At 66.8% G+C, this 16,414-nt stretch carries 18 protein-coding genes; 9 read left to right on the top strand and 9 right to left on the bottom strand.

Going from position 1 to position 16,414, the window contains the following annotated elements; translation table 11 throughout:
• The first annotated feature begins 149 nt into the window (after positions 1-149).
• Both ASG79_RS18890 and ASG79_RS18885 read left to right on the top strand, forming a co-directional pair.
• Positions 150-566 (top strand): polyketide cyclase, encoded by a 417-nt coding sequence (locus ASG79_RS18890; RefSeq protein WP_056393266.1) that lies wholly within the window; start codon positions 150-152, stop codon positions 564-566.
• Positions 566-1,039 (top strand): MarR family winged helix-turn-helix transcriptional regulator, encoded by a 474-nt coding sequence (locus tag ASG79_RS18885; RefSeq protein ID WP_056393264.1) that lies wholly within the window; start codon positions 566-568, stop codon positions 1,037-1,039. Before ASG79_RS18890 ends, ASG79_RS18885 begins: the two co-directional genes overlap by 1 nt.
• Before the next feature lie 61 nt (positions 1,040-1,100).
• On the opposite strand, the gene ASG79_RS18880 is transcribed toward ASG79_RS18885, so the two are convergent.
• Entirely contained in the window at positions 1,101-1,844 is a 744-nt protein-coding gene (locus ASG79_RS18880) for a hypothetical protein (protein WP_056393262.1), read from the bottom strand.
• Between the two features lie 179 nt (positions 1,845-2,023).
• Here ASG79_RS18880 and ASG79_RS18875 point away from each other — a divergent pair, with 179 nt between their 5' ends.
• Positions 2,024-2,233: a hypothetical protein gene (locus tag ASG79_RS18875; RefSeq protein WP_162256831.1), complete on the top strand. Its 210-nt coding sequence runs from the start codon at positions 2,024-2,026 to the stop codon at positions 2,231-2,233.
• On the opposite strand, the gene ASG79_RS18870 is transcribed toward ASG79_RS18875, so the two are convergent.
• A complete protein-coding gene (locus ASG79_RS18870; protein ID WP_056393259.1) occupies positions 2,230-3,492 on the bottom strand; it encodes a hypothetical protein in 1,263 nt (420 codons plus the stop codon). The genes ASG79_RS18875 and ASG79_RS18870 overlap by 4 nt on opposite strands.
• Before the next feature lie 170 nt (positions 3,493-3,662).
• Here ASG79_RS18870 and ASG79_RS18865 point away from each other — a divergent pair, with 170 nt between their 5' ends.
• A complete protein-coding gene (locus ASG79_RS18865; protein WP_018770521.1) occupies positions 3,663-4,130 on the top strand; it encodes a hypothetical protein in 468 nt (155 codons plus the stop codon).
• An 87-nt stretch (positions 4,131-4,217) separates the two neighbouring features.
• Here the strand turns inward: ASG79_RS18865 and ASG79_RS18860 are convergent, their stop codons facing one another.
• Positions 4,218-4,538 carry a GYD domain-containing protein gene (locus tag ASG79_RS18860; RefSeq protein ID WP_018770522.1) on the bottom strand — a complete coding sequence of 107 codons (321 nt, stop codon included), beginning with the start codon at positions 4,536-4,538 and terminating at the stop codon, positions 4,218-4,220.
• Between the two features lie 263 nt (positions 4,539-4,801).
• Between ASG79_RS18860 and ASG79_RS18855 the strand changes: the two genes are divergently transcribed.
• Together ASG79_RS18855 and ASG79_RS18850 are read left to right on the top strand one after the other, a co-directional pair.
• Positions 4,802-7,495: a PEP/pyruvate-binding domain-containing protein gene (locus tag ASG79_RS18855; protein ID WP_321165898.1), complete on the top strand. Its 2,694-nt coding sequence runs from the start codon at positions 4,802-4,804 to the stop codon at positions 7,493-7,495.
• Positions 7,496-7,704: 209 nt separating this feature from the next.
• On the top strand, positions 7,705-7,971 hold the full coding sequence (locus ASG79_RS18850; protein WP_018770524.1) for a hypothetical protein: 267 nt from the start codon (positions 7,705-7,707) through the stop codon (positions 7,969-7,971).
• 45 nt (positions 7,972-8,016) lie between these two features.
• Here ASG79_RS18850 and ASG79_RS18845 read toward each other — a convergent pair whose 3' ends face one another.
• Complete coding sequence (locus ASG79_RS18845; RefSeq protein WP_056393257.1) at positions 8,017-8,913, bottom strand: diacylglycerol/lipid kinase family protein; 897 nt, start codon at positions 8,911-8,913, stop codon at positions 8,017-8,019.
• Positions 8,914-8,922: 9 nt separating this feature from the next.
• A complete protein-coding gene (locus ASG79_RS18840) occupies positions 8,923-9,189 on the bottom strand; it encodes a hypothetical protein (protein WP_056393255.1) in 267 nt (88 codons plus the stop codon).
• 98 nt (positions 9,190-9,287) lie between these two features.
• On the opposite strand from ASG79_RS18840, the gene ASG79_RS18835 reads away from it, so the two are divergent.
• A complete protein-coding gene (locus ASG79_RS18835; RefSeq protein WP_056393253.1) occupies positions 9,288-9,758 on the top strand; it encodes a hypothetical protein in 471 nt (156 codons plus the stop codon).
• Between the two features lie 8 nt (positions 9,759-9,766).
• Here the strand turns inward: ASG79_RS18835 and ASG79_RS18830 are convergent, their stop codons facing one another.
• Complete coding sequence (locus tag ASG79_RS18830; protein WP_321165897.1) at positions 9,767-10,603, bottom strand: GmrSD restriction endonuclease domain-containing protein; 837 nt, start codon at positions 10,601-10,603, stop codon at positions 9,767-9,769.
• 130 nt (positions 10,604-10,733) lie between these two features.
• On the opposite strand from ASG79_RS18830, the gene ASG79_RS18825 reads away from it, so the two are divergent.
• Positions 10,734-11,489 carry a YoaK family protein gene (locus ASG79_RS18825; protein WP_056393567.1) on the top strand — a complete coding sequence of 252 codons (756 nt, stop codon included), beginning with the start codon at positions 10,734-10,736 and terminating at the stop codon, positions 11,487-11,489.
• A gap of 29 nt (positions 11,490-11,518) precedes the next feature.
• Here the strand turns inward: ASG79_RS18825 and ASG79_RS23615 are convergent, their stop codons facing one another.
• The 3 genes from ASG79_RS23615 to ASG79_RS18810 form a co-directional block, all read right to left on the bottom strand.
• A complete protein-coding gene (locus tag ASG79_RS23615) occupies positions 11,519-13,399 on the bottom strand; it encodes a metallophosphoesterase (RefSeq protein WP_056393249.1) in 1,881 nt (626 codons plus the stop codon).
• Positions 13,396-14,478 carry a hypothetical protein gene (locus ASG79_RS18815; protein ID WP_056393247.1) on the bottom strand — a complete coding sequence of 361 codons (1,083 nt, stop codon included), beginning with the start codon at positions 14,476-14,478 and terminating at the stop codon, positions 13,396-13,398. The genes ASG79_RS23615 and ASG79_RS18815 overlap by 4 nt, the downstream gene beginning before the upstream one ends.
• A 305-nt stretch (positions 14,479-14,783) precedes the next feature.
• The gene (locus ASG79_RS18810; RefSeq protein WP_056393565.1) at positions 14,784-15,653 is read right to left on the bottom strand and encodes a DUF1295 domain-containing protein; all 870 of its coding nucleotides are present in this window, start codon (positions 15,651-15,653) and stop codon (positions 14,784-14,786) included.
• A gap of 215 nt (positions 15,654-15,868) precedes the next feature.
• Here ASG79_RS18810 and ASG79_RS18805 point away from each other — a divergent pair, with 215 nt between their 5' ends.
• A complete protein-coding gene (locus ASG79_RS18805; protein WP_056393244.1) occupies positions 15,869-16,300 on the top strand; it encodes a DUF2177 family protein in 432 nt (143 codons plus the stop codon).
• Positions 16,301-16,414 lie beyond the last annotated feature (114 nt).

The raw sequence follows: 16,414 nt of genomic DNA, 5'->3' as shown, positions 1-16,414 counted from the left end.
CATCCGGCAGTAAACCGGGCTTGGTCGATGGGGCGCTGAAGCCCTTGAACCTACCGTGTCAGGATACAGGAGCGGCACGGGATGCCTCTGGACAGAAATAGTCTGCGCGTAGATAATCTTTGTATAGATCATCTGTCGAGGAGGCCACCATGTGGGAATACGAGAACAGCATCGAAACCAGTGCCACGCCTGAGTCCATCTGGCGGCTGTGGTCCGACGTCGAGAACTGGGGCGCCTGGAACGGGGAGATCGAGAAGATCGAGATCAACGGCCCGTTCGCCACGGGCTCGCAGATCCTGATGACGCCCCCGGGCGACGATCCGATCCCCCTGGTCATCGCCGAGGCAGTCGAAAACGAACGGTTCGTGGACGAGGCCCGCTTCGGCGACCTTCTCCTAAGGACCACCCACCGCATCGACACCATCAAACCCAACCGGAACCGGGTGGTGTACCGGATGGAGATCACCGGTGACGGCGTTGACGAGGCCGGCCCGCAGATTGGGCCCGGCATCACCGCCGACTGGCCCGAGACCATGGCCGCGCTGGTCAGGATGGCGGGCGGCTGATGCCCCTCAACCCCGGCGAAAGTCCCGGATTCCTGCTCTGGCACACGACGCTGCGCTGGCAGCGGGACATCGCGGCAGCACTCGCGCCGCTCGACCTCACCCACGTGCAGTTCGTGCTGCTCGCCTGCGCCTGGTGGCTCAATAACCAAGGTGAACACCCGAACCAGCTGGCCCTGGCACGGCAGGCCGGCACCGACGTCAAGATGGCCTCCCAGGTCCTTCGCGCGCTGGAAGCCAAGGGACTCATCGAACGGGAAGTCGATCCGGCGGACACCCGTGCCAAACGGCTGCGCGTCACCGACGCCGGAGCCCAGCTGGCGCCACGCGCAATCGCCGCCGTCGAGCTCGCCGACGCGCAGTTCTTCCAACCTGTGCCCGTCGACGATGCTGTCTCCCTGCTCCGCCGCCTGGCCCGTCCAGACCTCGGAGCGCCCACGACGGCGGCCAAGGAAAGCCGTTCCAAGCACACTTGATGAAGCCGCGGTTACTTCCTCTTCGTCAGGGCAGGTCCACGGTCAGGTCCCGCTGCAAAAATCAGGCATGCCAGGCGATGGCGTTTTGAACAAAGGCGGCAATGCGTTGTACCGAAGCATCACCGGATGGATGGCCAGCTGAATAAGTAGCAGCCGCTTCCCGGACACAGCCGTCCAGTTCCGGCCAGGAGATCCAACAGAAAACCTCCGGTAGGCGGGCCATCAACTCGGATTCAGACGGAAGGGATACGTCGGCGACACGTTCCAGCACGGGACCGAGGAAGCGGCCTACGGCTTCGGCTAGCTCAAGTTGGCCAAGGCCTTTGACCCGAACCGGCGGGGTTGCACCCAAAAGAAAAAGCACAGGAGCAGCGGGCCCGGCCTTGGACATTAGGGTGATGTATTCGCGCGCCAATTGTTCAGGCTGAAAACTGCCGTACCTGATGCGTTTGGCTTCAACCAATGTGTACGTGCTTGGAGTCTCAAAGATTGCGTCCGGCTGGACTGTCAATTGGGCTTTGCCGCCAACCGCACCGAGACTGAAGTCGCCGGGAAGAAAATGCATCTGCAATTCCTCGGCCTCTGCTGCAAGCTTGATGCGGGCATCATCGGCTCCATGCGCCGATCTCAGGACGCTTCCCAGGAAGTGGGTCCTGGGAAGGAAGTCGAGGCCCACCAGCACTTCTGCCGTAAGGACATTCTCACGCCCCTGGCCGCCGGCTCTATAGTCACGTGCTTTCTCCCATGAGATTTCTTCCAGGAGCTTTCCCACGATTGAACTGGAGGCGGTGGTTGCAATTTCCAAAGGTTCTCCTTCGACACAGCGCGACGGCGTTTGTCGCGACAGTAGCCCAATTGTCGCGGACCGAATGGGAACACGCAGGCAATGGCAAAGGTGCTACTCCCGGAACTTAATTCCGGGATGGCTTTTGACGATCCATGGCACGGGCCTTGAATTTCCCGGAGGTACCACTCGTGAGAGGCTTGGAGAAACTCACATTGGGGGACACTGTGGATATTGCCTGGATGCTGTTGAATGCGGCGGTCATGGTTGTGCCTGTGGCACTTGGCGCAACTCTTTTGTATTGGATCATCCGGCTGGGCGTGAAGCATGGCCTGAGGTCGTACTACGCGCAGAGCAACCAGAAGCCGGACGCTGTCAGCCCGGCGCATCAGCCGGAGGGCTTGGGCTAGTCCAGCGCCCACACCTCGGCGCCGTCAGCCCCGCTGACCTTCCGGCGGCGGCGCAGCACCACAACAAGCAAGACGGCGCCGCCCAGGAACAAAGCGCCCGCTCCGGCGGCGACGGCCGGAACTGCCACATCGAAGGATCCCTGGGCGATGACGGCACCATCTGACCCGGCACCTTCCGACCCGGCACCATCTGACCCGGCACCATCTGATGCGCCGCCGTCGGCTGCTGCTGCCGGCTCTCCCCCACCCGTGGTGGGCGCCGCTCCGGTGGCCGGTCCGCCGTCGAGAACGGTCAGTGACCTGCCTTTCCTGTTGACCACCACCACGGACCCGTCGCTCCGCTGCACCATCCGGGCAGGATCGTCCCCGGTGGCGATGGTATGCGCGGCAGTCGCCGCCCCGGCGGGGATGACAGAGACGGTGTCGTCCAGGCTGTTGGTCACGTACACGGTCCCGTCGGCAGCGGCCAGCACCTCCTGCGGCGCAGTGCCCACGGGAATCCGCCGCTCCACCGTTGTGCGCCCGGGCTCGATCACCGCAACATCGTTGGTGAGGATGTTGGCCACATAGACGGTCCCGTCCGGCGCTGCGGCGATCCCGTGCGGCTCGGCCCTGGCACCCACATCAATCGTGTGCGACGGCCACGGCGCACCGGCCGGAACCACGGTGACGGTGCCGGCCAGCTGGTTGGTGGCATAGGCCGTCCCGTCCTTGGCCAGTGCGACCTTCACCGGATACGGCCCGGCCTGGATGATCCGCTGCACCCACGCATCGCCCGGCTTCACCACCGACACCGAGTTCTGGTCCGAATTGACCACGTAGAGCGATCCCTCCGGCCCCACGGCCAGCCACCGCGTGCCGGCAGGAACCTTCATTACCAGCGAGACTTCGTCCGCGCCCGGCGCCACCACGCCGATTTCTGGCTGCGCACCATTGCTCTGCGCCACGTACAGCGTCCCGTCCGGCGTTACGGCCAGCGAGGTGGGGAAGTGCCCGGTGGTGATGGTGCGGGACGGCACCGTCTCCCCCGGCTTGTAGACGTTGACGCCGCCGCCCCAGTTGTAGTCGCTGACGTACAGCGTGCCGTCCGGGCCGGACGCAATACCCAGCGGCTGGCCGACGGCGCCAATCACCTTCGGATCGGCCGCGGACGCGGGGGCGGCTACGACGGCGGATCCCAGTATGAGCGAAGCGGTGGCCAGCAGTGCCGTCCCGGCAGAAAGGGCCGCGCCTGCGGCACGGCGGAGCGGCAGATGCATCACGGTGTTCCCCCAAACGTATTGCCGACCCCCGCGGCAATCCTCCGATCCTAACTGCGGTCCACACCGTGGGCGCTCCGCTGGTCGCAGAAGTCTTTGGCACCGCGGAATAGCCCCACCTGCCGTGGTGCGCGTACGCGCACGCCGCCAAAAGGGCGCATAGTTAGAAGATGACAGGTCCTTACACCCGGGGTGACTCCTACAGCAGCGAGGTTTCCCGGAAACACATCAGGCAGGCGCTCGAGAACTACGGGGCAACGGACATCATCTTCAGCCAGCGGGGAAGCCTGGGCGCCGTCGCCTTCAAGGGCGACGGCAGGCAGTTCCGGATCGTCATGCAGTTGCTGCAGTCTGAAGGTGCCCTGGCCATCCGCGGGGACATCGCGGACAGCCGGCTCCACGAAGCGAACGCCAAGGTCCTGGAACGCGTCAACCGCAAATCCTGGCATGCCCTGGCGCTGGCCATCGACGCCAAACTCGGGGCGGCGGCAGCCGGCATTGCCACGCTTGAATCGGAATTCCTGGCCCATGTGGTTCTCCCCGGAAACCACACCGTGCTCGACGAACTCGAGCCCATCATCGACTCCGCCTACCGCTCCGGCCAGCGTCCCTCCTTCGGCCATCCGGCCCTGCCCTAGGCCCCACACTGCACGCTGGAACGCCCAAGCCGGCGGGCCGCCGTCGTAAATTCCCCGACGCCGGCCCACTGCCAAAGTGCAACCCGCCTATTGTCCCGGGGCCCGGTACGACGGCGTCTTCTTGGCGGCCTCGTCCAGGTCTTCCACGGTGAGGAGCGGCTTCAGACGGACGTTGACGTTCCCGGTCGAATTGATCAGCAGCGACAGTGCCGCGGCACTTGCATCGTCCGGCGCCTCGAACACGCCAAGGACGTCATAGTAGCCAAACGCATAGTAGAAGCTCTCCAGCGAGCCGCCCACGGACTTCAAGGCCTCCGCCAGGGCATCACGCCGCTTGGTACCGCCTTCCTGCATCAGCCCCTTGATCCCCTGGCCCACGTACGTTGCTTCAAACAAATACTTCGGCATGGTCTTTCCTCCCTGGCATGTGCATGCGACGGCGCCACGTTCCGCGGATTACGGATGTCCGGCCCCGACAAGGCCGAAAGTATGCCTCCGGATACAGGCAGTCAATACGCCGGGATACCTAATGGCGGGCGCCGTGGCAACACCGCGATTAGGGGTATGCGGACGCTTCCGGAAGGCCGTTAGGCCCTAGCTGGGTCCCGGCGCCGCGGCACAGGCTGGAACATGTCAATTGCAGGAGGACGGCTCCCGGGACGCAGGCGGGTGTGCCGTCTGAAACGGCCGACGGCGATGCGCGGCAGGGGGACACAGTCATGACCTATGTCAAGGACTTGGGCGACGTGGGCCGGGACGACCTCGGCACAGCCGGCGGCAAGGCGGTGGGCCTCGGCGGCCTCATCCAGGCCGGCCTGCCGGTCCCGCCCGGGTTCGTCCTCACCACCGCCGCCTACTCGGAATTCGTCACCGGGAACAACCTCGATGCGGCCATCCGGGAACTGGCCTCCCTTCCACCCGACGCCTCGCCGGAGGACTACGAACACGCCTCCGGGCAGCTACGGGCCCTGTTCGGCAAAGGCACCATGCCACCGGCCATCAGAACCGAACTCGCGGGCGCCTACCAACGCCTGGGCAGCGGGACGTCCGTGTCGGTGCGTTCCTCCGCCACCGCCGAGGACCTCCCGTCGGCCAGTTTCGCCGGGCAGCAGGAAACCTACCTGAACGTCCGCGGCCAGGACGCCCTGACCCAAGCCGTGACCGACTGCTGGGCCTCCCTCTGGACGGCGCGCGCCATGGCCTACCGCGCCCGCGAAGGTGTGCAGCCCGGGCAGGTGCGGCTCGCCGTCGTCGTCCAGCAGATGGTGGAAGCCGGCGCCGCCGGCGTCATGTTCACCGCCAACCCCGCCAACGGCCGGCGCGACCAGACGGCGATCAGCGCCGCATGGGGCCTGGGCGAGGCCGTGGTCAGCGGAACGGTGACCACCGATGACCTGGTGGTTGAGTCCGCCACCGGCAGGATCATCTCGCGGCAGACAGCCGACAAGGAGGTCATGACGGTTCCCGTGGAGAACGGAACCCGGGAGCAGCCGGTGGCGGAAGCCCGCCGTCGTGCGCCTGTCCTGGATGACGCGGCAGCTGCGGAACTGGCCCGCTACGGCCAGCGGATCGCGGACCACTTCGGGGCACCGCAGGACGTCGAATGGGCGCGGGCCGGCGGCCGGTTCTTCCTGCTGCAGTCCCGGCCCATCACCGCACTGGCCGAACCCGCGGCCGAGGTCCCCGAGACCTGGCCCGTGCCCTATCCCAACGGGCTCTACTTCCGGGCGAGCATCGTGGAGCAGATGCCGGACCCGCTCTCCCCGCTCTTCGCCGACCTCATTGACGGCTCGGTGTCCCGCTCGCTGTCCGCCCTGATGAACCAGGCGCTGGGCATCAACTCCCTGCGCGAGGGCGAGGTGCGGTTCCCCACCATCAACGGCTACGCCTATTACTACTACCGCAACCGGGCCATGCTGCGGATGACGGGCCGGACGGTGCCGGCGATGGGGGCGCTGTTCCGCGGCACGGCGCATATGGGCATCGCCGGGTGGCGCGACTATTCGCACCCGGGCTACGAACGGGTGATCAAGGACTGGTCCGTGAAACCCCCTTCGGAGCTCACCGGCGGGCAGTTGCTGGAGGGGGTGCAGGCCCTCCTGGACGCCGGAACCGTGTACTACACGGCCGTGCAGTCCATCATTCCGCTCGCCGCCATGAGCGAGATCTCGTTCCGGACGTTCTATGGCAGGGCCGTCCGGCGCCACGGCGATCCCCCGGCCCAAGCGTTCCTGCTGGGCTTCGACAGCGAACCCATCCGGGCGGAAAAGTCCCTCTACGATCTGGCGGGCTGGGCGCGCAGCGATCCGGCGCTGGCAGCGGCTTTGCTGGAGCGGCCGACGGCGGAGCTCGCCGGGTGCCAGCGCACCGGTGCCGCGCCGGAGGGGGTGGACGACGTCCTGTGGCAGGAATGGCGGCTTGCCTTCAAGGAGCACCTGGACCTGTACGGGCATGCCGTCTACAACCTGGACTTCGCCACCCCGGTGCCGGCCGACGACCCGTCCGCCCAGCTGGAGACGGTGAAGTTCTACCTGCGCGGGCAGGGCACGGACCCGCACGAGCGGCAGCGGCAGCTCACCGAACGCCGGGAGGAACTGACCCGGGAGATGGCCGCCCGGCTGGGGCCGCGGCGCCGGGCCCTGTTCCACCGGCTGCTGAAGTGGGCCCAGGAAACGGCACCCGCACGCGAAGACGCGCTGGCCGACGTCGGGCTGGCGTGGCCGCTGATGCGGCGCATGCTGCTGGAACTCGGCCGGCGCCTGGTGGACTCCCACGTGGTCGCGGCGCCGGATGACGTGTTCTGGCTCCGGCACCAGGAGCTGCGGAGCGCCGTCGAATTCGGTCTCGCCGAGCCCGGGGCTCCGGCCGCCGTGGTGATTGCCGGAGCTGCCCGTCCCGTCCGGGCCGCCGCCGTCGAGGATCGCCGGATGCTGTGGCGGGGCCAGGCGAAGGCGAATGCACCGCAGATGCTTCCCGAGAGCAAGTGGATGGAACGGTCTTTCGGGTCGTGGATGCCGGCAGGCTCCCAGCACCAGGCCGGCGACGTAATCAAGGGCGCCGGCGCCAGTTCCGGCAAGGTCACCGCACCGGCGCGCGTCCTGCGCGGACCCGGGGATTTCGGCCAGATGCGGCCCGGCGAGGTGCTGGTGGCCCGCATTACTACTCCCGCGTGGACTCCGCTGTTCGCCATGGCGTCCGCCGTGGTGACCGACGTGGGCGGCCCGCTGAGCCACAGCTCCATCGTGGCCCGCGAGTATGGCATCCCGGCGGTCCTGGGCACCGGGGTGGCGACGCAGCGGCTCAGCAGCGGGCAGCGGATCGCCGTGGATGGCGACGCCGGTACGGTCACCATGGAACGCCCCTGACCGGGCATCGGATGGCAGCCCCGCTGGCAGCCAGAAAATGCCAGGGCTTCCGGCACGTTGGAGCCCGCTATTGGGCGTACACTCAACGTACCCGGGACACCCGTGACTGGACATCCTGTCTCCGACAGTACGTCCCTTGGGTCCCTCCGCCGGGCAGCAGCCGACACTCTCTTCGACTCGCATCCGGCAACTGCCACGAAAGGCACACCATGACAGATCTGCGCATCCGCGACCACTGGAACCAGCTTCCCTCCGCTGTAACGCAGTGGCTGCTGGAAAACCCGGGGTGCATGATCCTCCCGCGGACGCTCTCCGCGGAAATCAGTGCGGCCAATGGCGAAGCGGCCAACGACGACGTCCACGGCGAGACCACGCTGTCCCAGCAGGACATGGACTTCATCCGGATGAAATCACATGAGGCAGCGAACGGACAGCCGGACACCGGTTACACCTTCTTCGACTCCGTCCAGCCGTAACCACTTCCGGCCTGTACGGCACGGACGCAGTCCTGCGGCGAACGGTCACAGAGTGGCCAGGGCACCCTTGGCGCTTTCCACCAGGACATGCGTTCCTGCCTGGATATGGACCACCTCGCCGTCGATCTGGCACGGCACAGCATTCCGCGTGGAAAAGGCATAGCTGGTGACGCTGGGCTGCTCCCCCAGTCCCAGCGTCACGGCGCGGAGCGTCATCAGCGCCATCTTCATCAGCCCGGCGTGGGGCAGGGTCACTACCTCGAACCGGCCGTCGTCCGGATAGTGCGACTCACTGACCGTTCCGTACTTCGCCATCCGCGAGATGTTGGCCAGGATCAGGCTGTCGAACCTGGCGGTGGCGCCGTCATCCCGCACGAGCTCGAACGGCCTCAGGTTCCGGAGCGTGCGGGCAACGGACACCAGTTCCAGGACTTTTCCCTTGCCGCCCTTTTCGATGCCGATGGCCATCAAGGGCGTCAGCCCGAAACCCACGTAGGAATGCGCGTACAGGACCTCCTCCCGGCCGCCGCTGCGGAACGTGACGCGCAGCAGGTCGATGGGCCGGACCGCTTTCTCCCGGATTGCCTGGCTGAGGGTCCGGGCGGGCAGGCTCCGATAATGGTCGTTGGCGTTGCCTGCAGGAATCACGGTGCACACCGCTTTGCTGCCGGAAACGTCCATCACGCCGTTGACCACCTCGTTGTACCCGCCGTCGCCGCTGACGGACACGATGAGTGGTGCACCCCGCCCAGCCTCGGTCCGCGCAAGCACGCGGGCGTGCCCCGCATACTCCGTGGGCAGCAGCTCAACCGGCAGGCCCGGCAGGTCTGCGGCCAGGTCCTGATGCAACGCCTCGATCCGCGCGTCCATCCCGGCCCTGCCCGGATTGAAGATCACAACGGCGCGGTCAAAGAGGGCCGCGGGTGCTCCGTCATCGGCCATGGCGTCCCGCTACTCCCCCATCCCGGGGTGGACGGGAACGTAGTCGACGCTGTTGCCGGAGTTGATCCGGCCCGCGGTGGTCCGGGAGTAGCCGCGCGCATCCAGCCCGTTTTTGGCGCGGAATTCCGCGAGCGCGGCGTCGTAGGCGTTGTTCAGGGTGCGGCCGGAGAACTCACCCGTAGTGCCGTCTTTGAAAGCGATCCGGATCCGGACGCTGGCCGGGTAGTGCCGGTTCATCCGGATGAAGCCGTCTGCATCCTGCTGGAGGGTAATCAATTGGGTCTGCTTTCGTTCGTGGGAGCAGTCTCAAGTTTGCCGCAGATTCCTTGAAAATCCCTTTACGGCCGATGCCATACTGGTCCATGGCGATGGGAATGACCAGGCGCGGGGCGTGGCTGCGGTACGGACTGGTCTCGGTCCTGCTGATTTTGATCCACGTGGGCGCCCTGTGGTTCTTCTCCGACGGCGTCTACCACGGCAACGCAAACGTTCCTCTCTTCAAATTTCCGGAAGAAGTGGATGTCCTGAACATCCTGACGTTCACTCCCCTTTTCATCGGACTCAAGTACCGGGTCTACGACGCCGCGGTGCGGGCCGCCACCAGGAACTACAGGCCTCGCGCGGCGGTGGTCTGTTTCGTCGCCGGCTATGTGGTGGCCCTGGCGATGGACGTGGCATGCCTCGTCGCGGCGTCCAGGCCCATCGCGGATTCAGGGCTGTCCATCCTGGGCTCTGTCTTCCAGACGCCGCTGGTCCTCCTGGTTGCCGGCGCGCTCATTGCGGGGGCCGGTATGCAAAACGGCAGGCCACCGGAAACGGGGCCCGCTTCCTTCCCCGGGCGCTAAGCCCGCGGCTACCCTTCGCAGGCCACCCCGTCGCCGTCGCCGTCCAGCCCGGCCCGGTAGCCGGCAGTGCCGGCATACAGCGGCGCGGCTCCGGCAGCCACCGCCTCGGCGCAGTTCGCGTAGTACACAACAGTCGTAGCGGCGGCGGGCGCCACAGTCGCCGGTGCGGGCTGGCCGGGGCAGCTTCCCAGGACGCCGGCCATCGCGTCGTGCTCCGCCTGCGTCACCCACAGGCTGTACCGCGCCTTCACCGACACCTGCCGTGCCACATACTCACATCGGAAGGCCTTGGCCGGCGGCAACCAGGTGGCCGCGTCGCCGTCGCCCTTTTGCTGGTTGGTGGGGCCGTCCGTTGCCTGCAGGTTCAGCGGATCATTCGCGAACGCCGTCCGCTGCTCGGTGGTCAGCTGCCGCGCGCCCTTCTGCCAGGCGTCACTGAGCGCCACCACGTGGTCGATCTGCACGGCGCTGCTGGTGGTGGTGCCGCGGACGAAGTTGATGACCGTTCCGGTGTACGGGTCCGCCAGCACTCCGGTCTTGACCGTGCAGGGGACGCTGGTGGTGTAGGTGACCTCGGTCAGGTCCCGCCGCAGGATGTCGTTCCGGGTATCGCAGCCGTTCTGGTCCACGTCCGCCCACGTTGGCCCGAACAGCGACCGCTCGTACCCCGTCTTCGGCGCCCGGCCCTTGACCGGGAGGGTCTCCAGCACATCGGCTGCATTGACGGCGACCGTGCTGCCGTCGGCAGCAACCGCCGGCAGGCCTGGAGTGAAGAGCGCCAACAACGCGGAAAGGACGACGGCGGCCGTCCAGCGCGTGCCTGGCGCGGGCATTGTTTCGGGCAAGGACGTGAAGCTGGAGCTGCTCCCTCTTCCCGCGTTTCCCCGGCCGGCAAGGCCCCGGCGCATACTGGAACAGTCGCCCCTGCTGGGCACAATCCGCGTCCCGCCACCAGGACTGCCGAAAGGTATGCGCATGCCCGCCCGCTTCCTCCCCACCCATCCGGCCAGGCTGCACCTGGTGCTCATGCTGGTCCTCACGTTTTCCACCGGGGTGCTCGACGCCGTCGGTTATCTGGGCCTGGACCGGGTGTTCACGGCGAACATGACCGGCAACGTGGTGATCCTGGGCATGGCGCTGCTGGGCGGGGACAACCTCCCGATCCTTGGCCCCATCGTGGCGCTCACGGGATTCATGACCGGCGCCGTCATCTCCGGCCGGGCGCTGCGGCCCACCACGTCAGGGTGGAACCGCCGCACCACCGGGCTGCTGGTGGGCGTCAGCGCTGTGATGGCTGTTGTGGCCACCCTCCTCCTCAGCGGCGTGCACCCCAGGCACAATGAAGCCCTGACCGTTGCCATCACCGGCACCCTGGCGGTGACCATGGGTGTGCAGGCCGCCACCGCGCGGCATCTCAACGTCAAGGATGTCCCCACCGTGGTGGTCACTTCCACCATCACGGGCCTGGCGGCCGACTCCCGCTTTGGCGCCGGCACGCACCCGTTCTGGGGACGGCGGCTCGCGGCGATCGGGCTCATCATGGCCGGCGCAGCGGTGGGCGCCGGGTTCGTGCAGCTCCACCTGGGGCTCGGGGTCCTGCTGACCGCACTCCTCACCCTCGGCGTCGCCCTGCTGGGCCGGACAGGCGTGCACAAGTACGGCGCAGACACGGCGACGGCGGCACCCGGGCCGGGTGCCGCCGTCGAAAGCCCTCCGGAGACGGCTACGTAGGCTTCCGCTGCATCATCATTGGCTCCCGCTCACGGACCCGCCGGCCGCACCACGATGGCCGAGCCGCACTGGTTGATGAGCGTGCCCAGGCTTGAGGATGCCGTGGCGGCCTTCGTGCCGGTGGCGGACGTATCGGTCAGCGGAAGGGCGTTGACCTCAATGGCCGCGTTCGACTTGGCCGCGATATTGGAGGTGGCATCACCCAGCTCGGTGGTCCCTGCCGGTGGCGTAAAGGACGTGGTGGCCGAGTTGGTGCCGTTCCTGACGCCGTGGGCGGTCAACAACAGCGACCCCGGTGTTGACGGCGTGATGGACGGCGCCCGGACATCCGGGTAGGCCACCCCGCTGTTGGTGTCCGTGGTGGGTGTGACGTCCAGCGGCGTTGTGGTGTTTGCGCCCTGGACGGCAACAGTGGACCAGGCATACCGGGAGGCGGGCTCAGGTACGCTCGGCGCGGTGTCACCAGACTGCATCACCCGGTACCAGACTGCCTGGTGCGCCGAGGCGGAGCTGGCGCTGGTGAAATCGCCCACTGCCCGCGTCCACCCCGCCGGAGCGGTGGTGTTCGCGGACCCGGACACGGTTACCTGCGAGTACAGGAATACCGTGTCGCCAGGCTGCCAGCCTGCCGGCAGGGAGGGCGTATAGGACCCGGCCGCCGTCAGTTCACCCGATCCCGTGGCCGTCGACCGGACCGAGACGGCTGTCGCCGGGGGCGTCGTCGTCGTGGGCGTCGGCGTGGCCGTTGCCGTGTCAGTTGCGGTTGGTGTCGGGGTAGGCGTTGGCGTGCCCGTAGCAGTCGCTGTAGCTGTAGCTGTAGCTGTCGCAGTCGCAGTCGCTGTCGGCGTCGGGCTTGGTGAAGGGGCAGGCCGGGTGACCGAGAAATTGTCGGTGAACGTCCCGCCCGAGGCGCCGACGAATGACCCGCTCAGGGTGGTGCTGGTCACCGACACCTTCAGGAAGCCATACGTTGGATTGTTGTTGCTGCCCATGAACCGCTGGAAGTACGGAGCCGTCGTCGTGTTGCTCTCACTGTTGAGCGACCTGCCGCCCGAACCAACTGTGGCCAGGATGGTCCCGGTACCGGCGGCGAACTGCCCCGTCGGATCGGTGTCGGCCACACAGTCGGGATTGAAGCTGGTGACGGGGATGGACGTGCAGCTGCCCTTGAGCGCCAGCGGGTAGCTGCGAGCGTAGGCATGGTCGTGGGCCTGCAGGTACAGATCCACCTTCTTGGACACCAGCATGTTCATCAGGTCAGGACTGGCGGCACAGGGATAGTTCACCATCGACAGGCAGTACATGTGCATGCCAACGATGATGAAGGGGATCCCGGCAGCACGGGCCGAGTCGATGGCCGACGTCACGAATTTGTAGCCCTGCGTCCCGGACTTGTAGGACCAGTCAAGGCCGCTTCCGCTGTACGTCAGCTTCGGGGACACCATGATCAGCCGGACCAGGGGGCTGGTTGCCGGATAGTCCGTGTAGAACTGCTGGGCGTAATTCCCCACCGCGCCGAGCTTGTCCGGCAGGCACGAGGCGAAGTTGGACCAGACGCCGTCGGGCCCGTCGTCCTCGTGGTTCCCGGTGATGAACTCATAGGGCATGGTCCCGGCATGCTGCTTGACGAATGAACACCAGGCAGACTCCGGGGTGATCTGGGAGTAGGACAGGTCGCCGAGGTTGAACATGGCGGAGGTCCCGGCGTTGCGTGCCGCATCGATCACCTTGCCGGTGTTCGTGTTGCCGCCGGTGTCACCGGCGAACCCCAGGCTCACGGTGGTGGCCGCGGTGGCCTGCGGGTTCCACGATGTAGCAAGGAAGGAGACATTCGCAAGGACGAGGGCAGTGCCGAGAAGGACTGCCAGCGCCAAGCGCAGTGGGTGGCGCATGCGCCTGCGGGCGTTCACTTGCAGCTCCAAACAGTAGCGCGGCGCAGCCCGTTGGCTGCGGCGGAGTACCCGGTGATAACGGTGGGGCCGGCCTGCCGTGAGGCCGACGTGGCCGCCCCGGACACTCCGGTGAACTGGCCGTCAGAGCCTGGCGGCAGGATCCGTGCGCTCTTGCCGATCCACATCACCGCTTGGGGGCGGTCCCCGCGGAAGGACGACGAACTGCCGGTTCCCACCGCGATGCCCGGAACGCCCGATGCCGCACTCGAGGAGGGGCCGGCTGCCGCGCCTGCATCGCTGACGGAGCCGGACTTGTCCCAGGTGGCAGCGTGGGTTCCCTCATTGACGGCGCTCTGGCCGATCGCCTGCCCGGCCGAGTCGATGGCAAGGACCACGCCGCCGCGCCCGCTAAGGGTTGGAAGGGACGTCGGGGTACCGGCCGGCGACCACAGGACCGGCGTGCCGCCGCTGTCGAGGGCCACCCCGCCGATCGTGCCGTCCGGACCGATCGCGAAAGCATGCCCACCTTGTGCACCGGCGGGCAGGGTGAGCGCCCGGGGTGCCGTGGTCAGCGTGGACCAGACAGCGGGACGCTCGTCGTCATCCGCGCCCGGGCCGTCCGAGTGCTCCTCGTCGTTGATCAGCGCACCGACCACGACGCCGCTGTCCGAGACCATCGACGGGAGCGCGATGTCACCAGGGTTGACGGGAAGGGTGTGATAGACACCGTTCTGCCACCACCAGCCGACCAGGACCTCATTGGCCGTGTCATATCCCGTGCCGACGACTACTCCGTCCTTGTTTACGGAGGTGGGGACTGCGGCATCGAGTGGAATCGCCAACTGGGTGGGCTGGCCATCGCGCCAGAGCACCGGCGCGGATCCTCCGGAGGCAGTATCGGCGAGGCCTACCACCAGGCCGTTGCTGCTCGACGCCACTGCGTTGCTGCCTTGGCCGCCGATGCCCGGGAGCAGGGTGGCCGAACAGTTTGTGGCAGCGGGCAATTGCGCGCCAGCGGCTGTCGCGGCAACCGGCACCATGACCATGCCGCCCTCGGCCGCAAGCAGGAGCACCGTCAGCACCGCCCCGGGTTTCATGTCCTTCGGCCTGTTGAGCCAGGGAGGCCTGCCTCCGCTGCCCGGTAGACCCCTGTTGAAATTCCTATGCTTTGACAATGTCGCTCCCCGGAGTAGAACCCCACGTCCCCAGCAACGTGCAGCGCAAGAGGCCTCTGCATAACCGCACTGTCTTTCGAGACTACGTTGCCACCCGCCGCCGGGCACGGGTAAGGGGGTACTCGGATCGGAGGTTAGGGGCTACTTGCTTGGACCGAACCGCCCTTCCAAGCCGCGACGGCGGCACCCAGCCCGGGTGCCGCCGTCGTACGTCCTGCCCAAAGCCCCTATTTGAGCTTGGGTACCAGCACGGGCGTGTTCTTCTTGTACTCCTCATAGTCCGCCTGGCCGCCCCACTTCTGGTCCGCCTTCTTCTCCAGGGGCGGCACGCCGCTGCCCTTGATCAGCAGCAGGGCCACGAAAACCGGGGAGATTAGGGCCGCCCACTGCCAGCCCTGCAGGACGGGCAGGGCGATGATGGCCACGCCCACCCACAGCGTGATCTCGCCGAAGTAGTTGGGGTGGCGGGACCTGGACCACAGTCCGGTGCTGATGAAGCGGCCCTTGTTGGCGGGGTCGTCCTTGAAGCGGGTCTTCTGGAGGTCAGCCACGGTCTCGATGGCGATCCCTGCGGCCCATACCAGCAGGCCCACCCAGAAGAACCCGTCCAGGCCCACCTTCTGGTCGGACGTGATGGCCACCCAGGCCAGCGCCGCGGTGAGTACCACCCACAGGCCCTGGATGGTCCAGGTGTTCAGGAAACGGAAGAAGTCCGGCTTGAGCTCATCGAAGCGGTCGTCCTTGCCGTGCTTGCTGATCCGCATAAACAGGAAACTGCCCAGCCGCGCGGCCCACAGCACCACCATGGCCGCCAGCACCCCTCCCCGCGCGTCCACGCCCGGGGAGGCCAGGACCAGGAACACCGTGATGGAGATGTAGGTCAGGGCGCCGGTAAGGTCGTAGAACTTTTCCGTCTGCGCCTTGTAGGACGGGATGAACACCAGCCACTGGATCACGAACGCGATGGCAACCCCCAGCGCGAACACCGGGAACCCGCCAATCCGGGAGCCGCCCTGGCTGCCGGCCAAGGCAATGAGAACCGCCACCACCACGGCAATTACGGTGCTGATGAGTGCCTTGCGGCTCTTTTCGTTCACGGACACGTTCCTTTCCCCTGGCCCGCCGCGCTCTGCTGCACGGCCGGTCCCAACGATCATGCGGCCACCTTCATTCTCCACAACGCACGGCGCCTGCCACTTGGTCTTCGGAGCGGCGGGGGGCTTGTATGGGTGGCCCGCACGTTTGACCAGTCCATCCCTTGCCACGGCGCCGAACAGCTTCTGCAACCGTCACCGACACAAGGAGTCAAAGCATGGGCCCCCGCACCAGAAACTGGCTGATCACGTACGTTGTCAGCGCACTGATATTCGCGGTGCTGGATGTGGTGTGGATCCTGCTGGTGGCCAACCCGCTGTACCAGAGCCAGATCGGCCACCTGCTGGCGCCCAGGGCCAATCTGCCCGGCGCTGTCCTCTTCTATGTCATCTTCGTGGCGGGGATGGTGCACTACGGCGTCCGGCCCAACACCCCCGGCATCAGCCTGCGGCAGCGGGTGGGCGGCGCTGCTCTCTTTGGGTTCTTCACCTACGCCACATGGGCGCTGACCGGGTTCGCTGTGCTGAAGGATTTCACTGCCCTGGTGGCCGTGACGGACATCCTGTGGGGAGCCGCAGCCTGCAGCGTGGTCACGTGGCTGACCGCAACGGTGCTGCGCAGCCGGCTCACCAACCCTGCCACGGCCTGACGCCTGGCGTGATGCGCGCCCAGAGTGGCCCAGTTTTCATGATGAAACCCTGAGTATCGCGGGCGGCTGCCGTCGCTTGCCGACCAAAACTGGGCCACTGTGACGCACGGCCCA

The organism is Arthrobacter sp. Soil761 (assembly GCF_001428325.1).
In the GTDB taxonomy this organism is placed as follows: domain Bacteria; phylum Actinomycetota; class Actinomycetes; order Actinomycetales; family Micrococcaceae; genus Arthrobacter.
Note: the sequence above shows the minus strand (reverse complement) of the source record. Positions and strands in the feature narration are given on the sequence as shown.

What these genes read in the sequence shown, in the direction of transcription:
- ASG79_RS18890 (WP_056393266.1), top strand. Translation starts at nt 150, where the DNA reads ATGTGGGAATACGAGAACAGCATCGAAACCAGTGCCACGCCTGAGTCC.
- ASG79_RS18845 (WP_056393257.1), bottom strand. Translation starts at nt 8,913, where the DNA reads ATGGCCGATGACGGAGCACCCGCGGCCCTCTTTGACCGCGCCGTTGTG.
- ASG79_RS18835 (WP_056393253.1), top strand. Translation starts at nt 9,288, where the DNA reads ATGACCAGGCGCGGGGCGTGGCTGCGGTACGGACTGGTCTCGGTCCTG.
- ASG79_RS18865 (WP_018770521.1), top strand. Translation starts at nt 3,663, where the DNA reads ATGACAGGTCCTTACACCCGGGGTGACTCCTACAGCAGCGAGGTTTCC.
- ASG79_RS18850 (WP_018770524.1), top strand. Translation starts at nt 7,705, where the DNA reads ATGACAGATCTGCGCATCCGCGACCACTGGAACCAGCTTCCCTCCGCT.
- ASG79_RS18885 (WP_056393264.1), top strand. Translation starts at nt 566, where the DNA reads ATGCCCCTCAACCCCGGCGAAAGTCCCGGATTCCTGCTCTGGCACACG.
- ASG79_RS18870 (WP_056393259.1), bottom strand. Translation starts at nt 3,492, where the DNA reads ATGCATCTGCCGCTCCGCCGTGCCGCAGGCGCGGCCCTTTCTGCCGGG.
- ASG79_RS18805 (WP_056393244.1), top strand. Translation starts at nt 15,869, where the DNA reads ATGGGCCCCCGCACCAGAAACTGGCTGATCACGTACGTTGTCAGCGCA.
- ASG79_RS18860 (WP_018770522.1), bottom strand. Translation starts at nt 4,538, where the DNA reads ATGCCGAAGTATTTGTTTGAAGCAACGTACGTGGGCCAGGGGATCAAG.
- ASG79_RS18815 (WP_056393247.1), bottom strand. Translation starts at nt 14,478, where the DNA reads ATGAAACCCGGGGCGGTGCTGACGGTGCTCCTGCTTGCGGCCGAGGGC.
- ASG79_RS18825 (WP_056393567.1), top strand. Translation starts at nt 10,734, where the DNA reads ATGCCCGCCCGCTTCCTCCCCACCCATCCGGCCAGGCTGCACCTGGTG.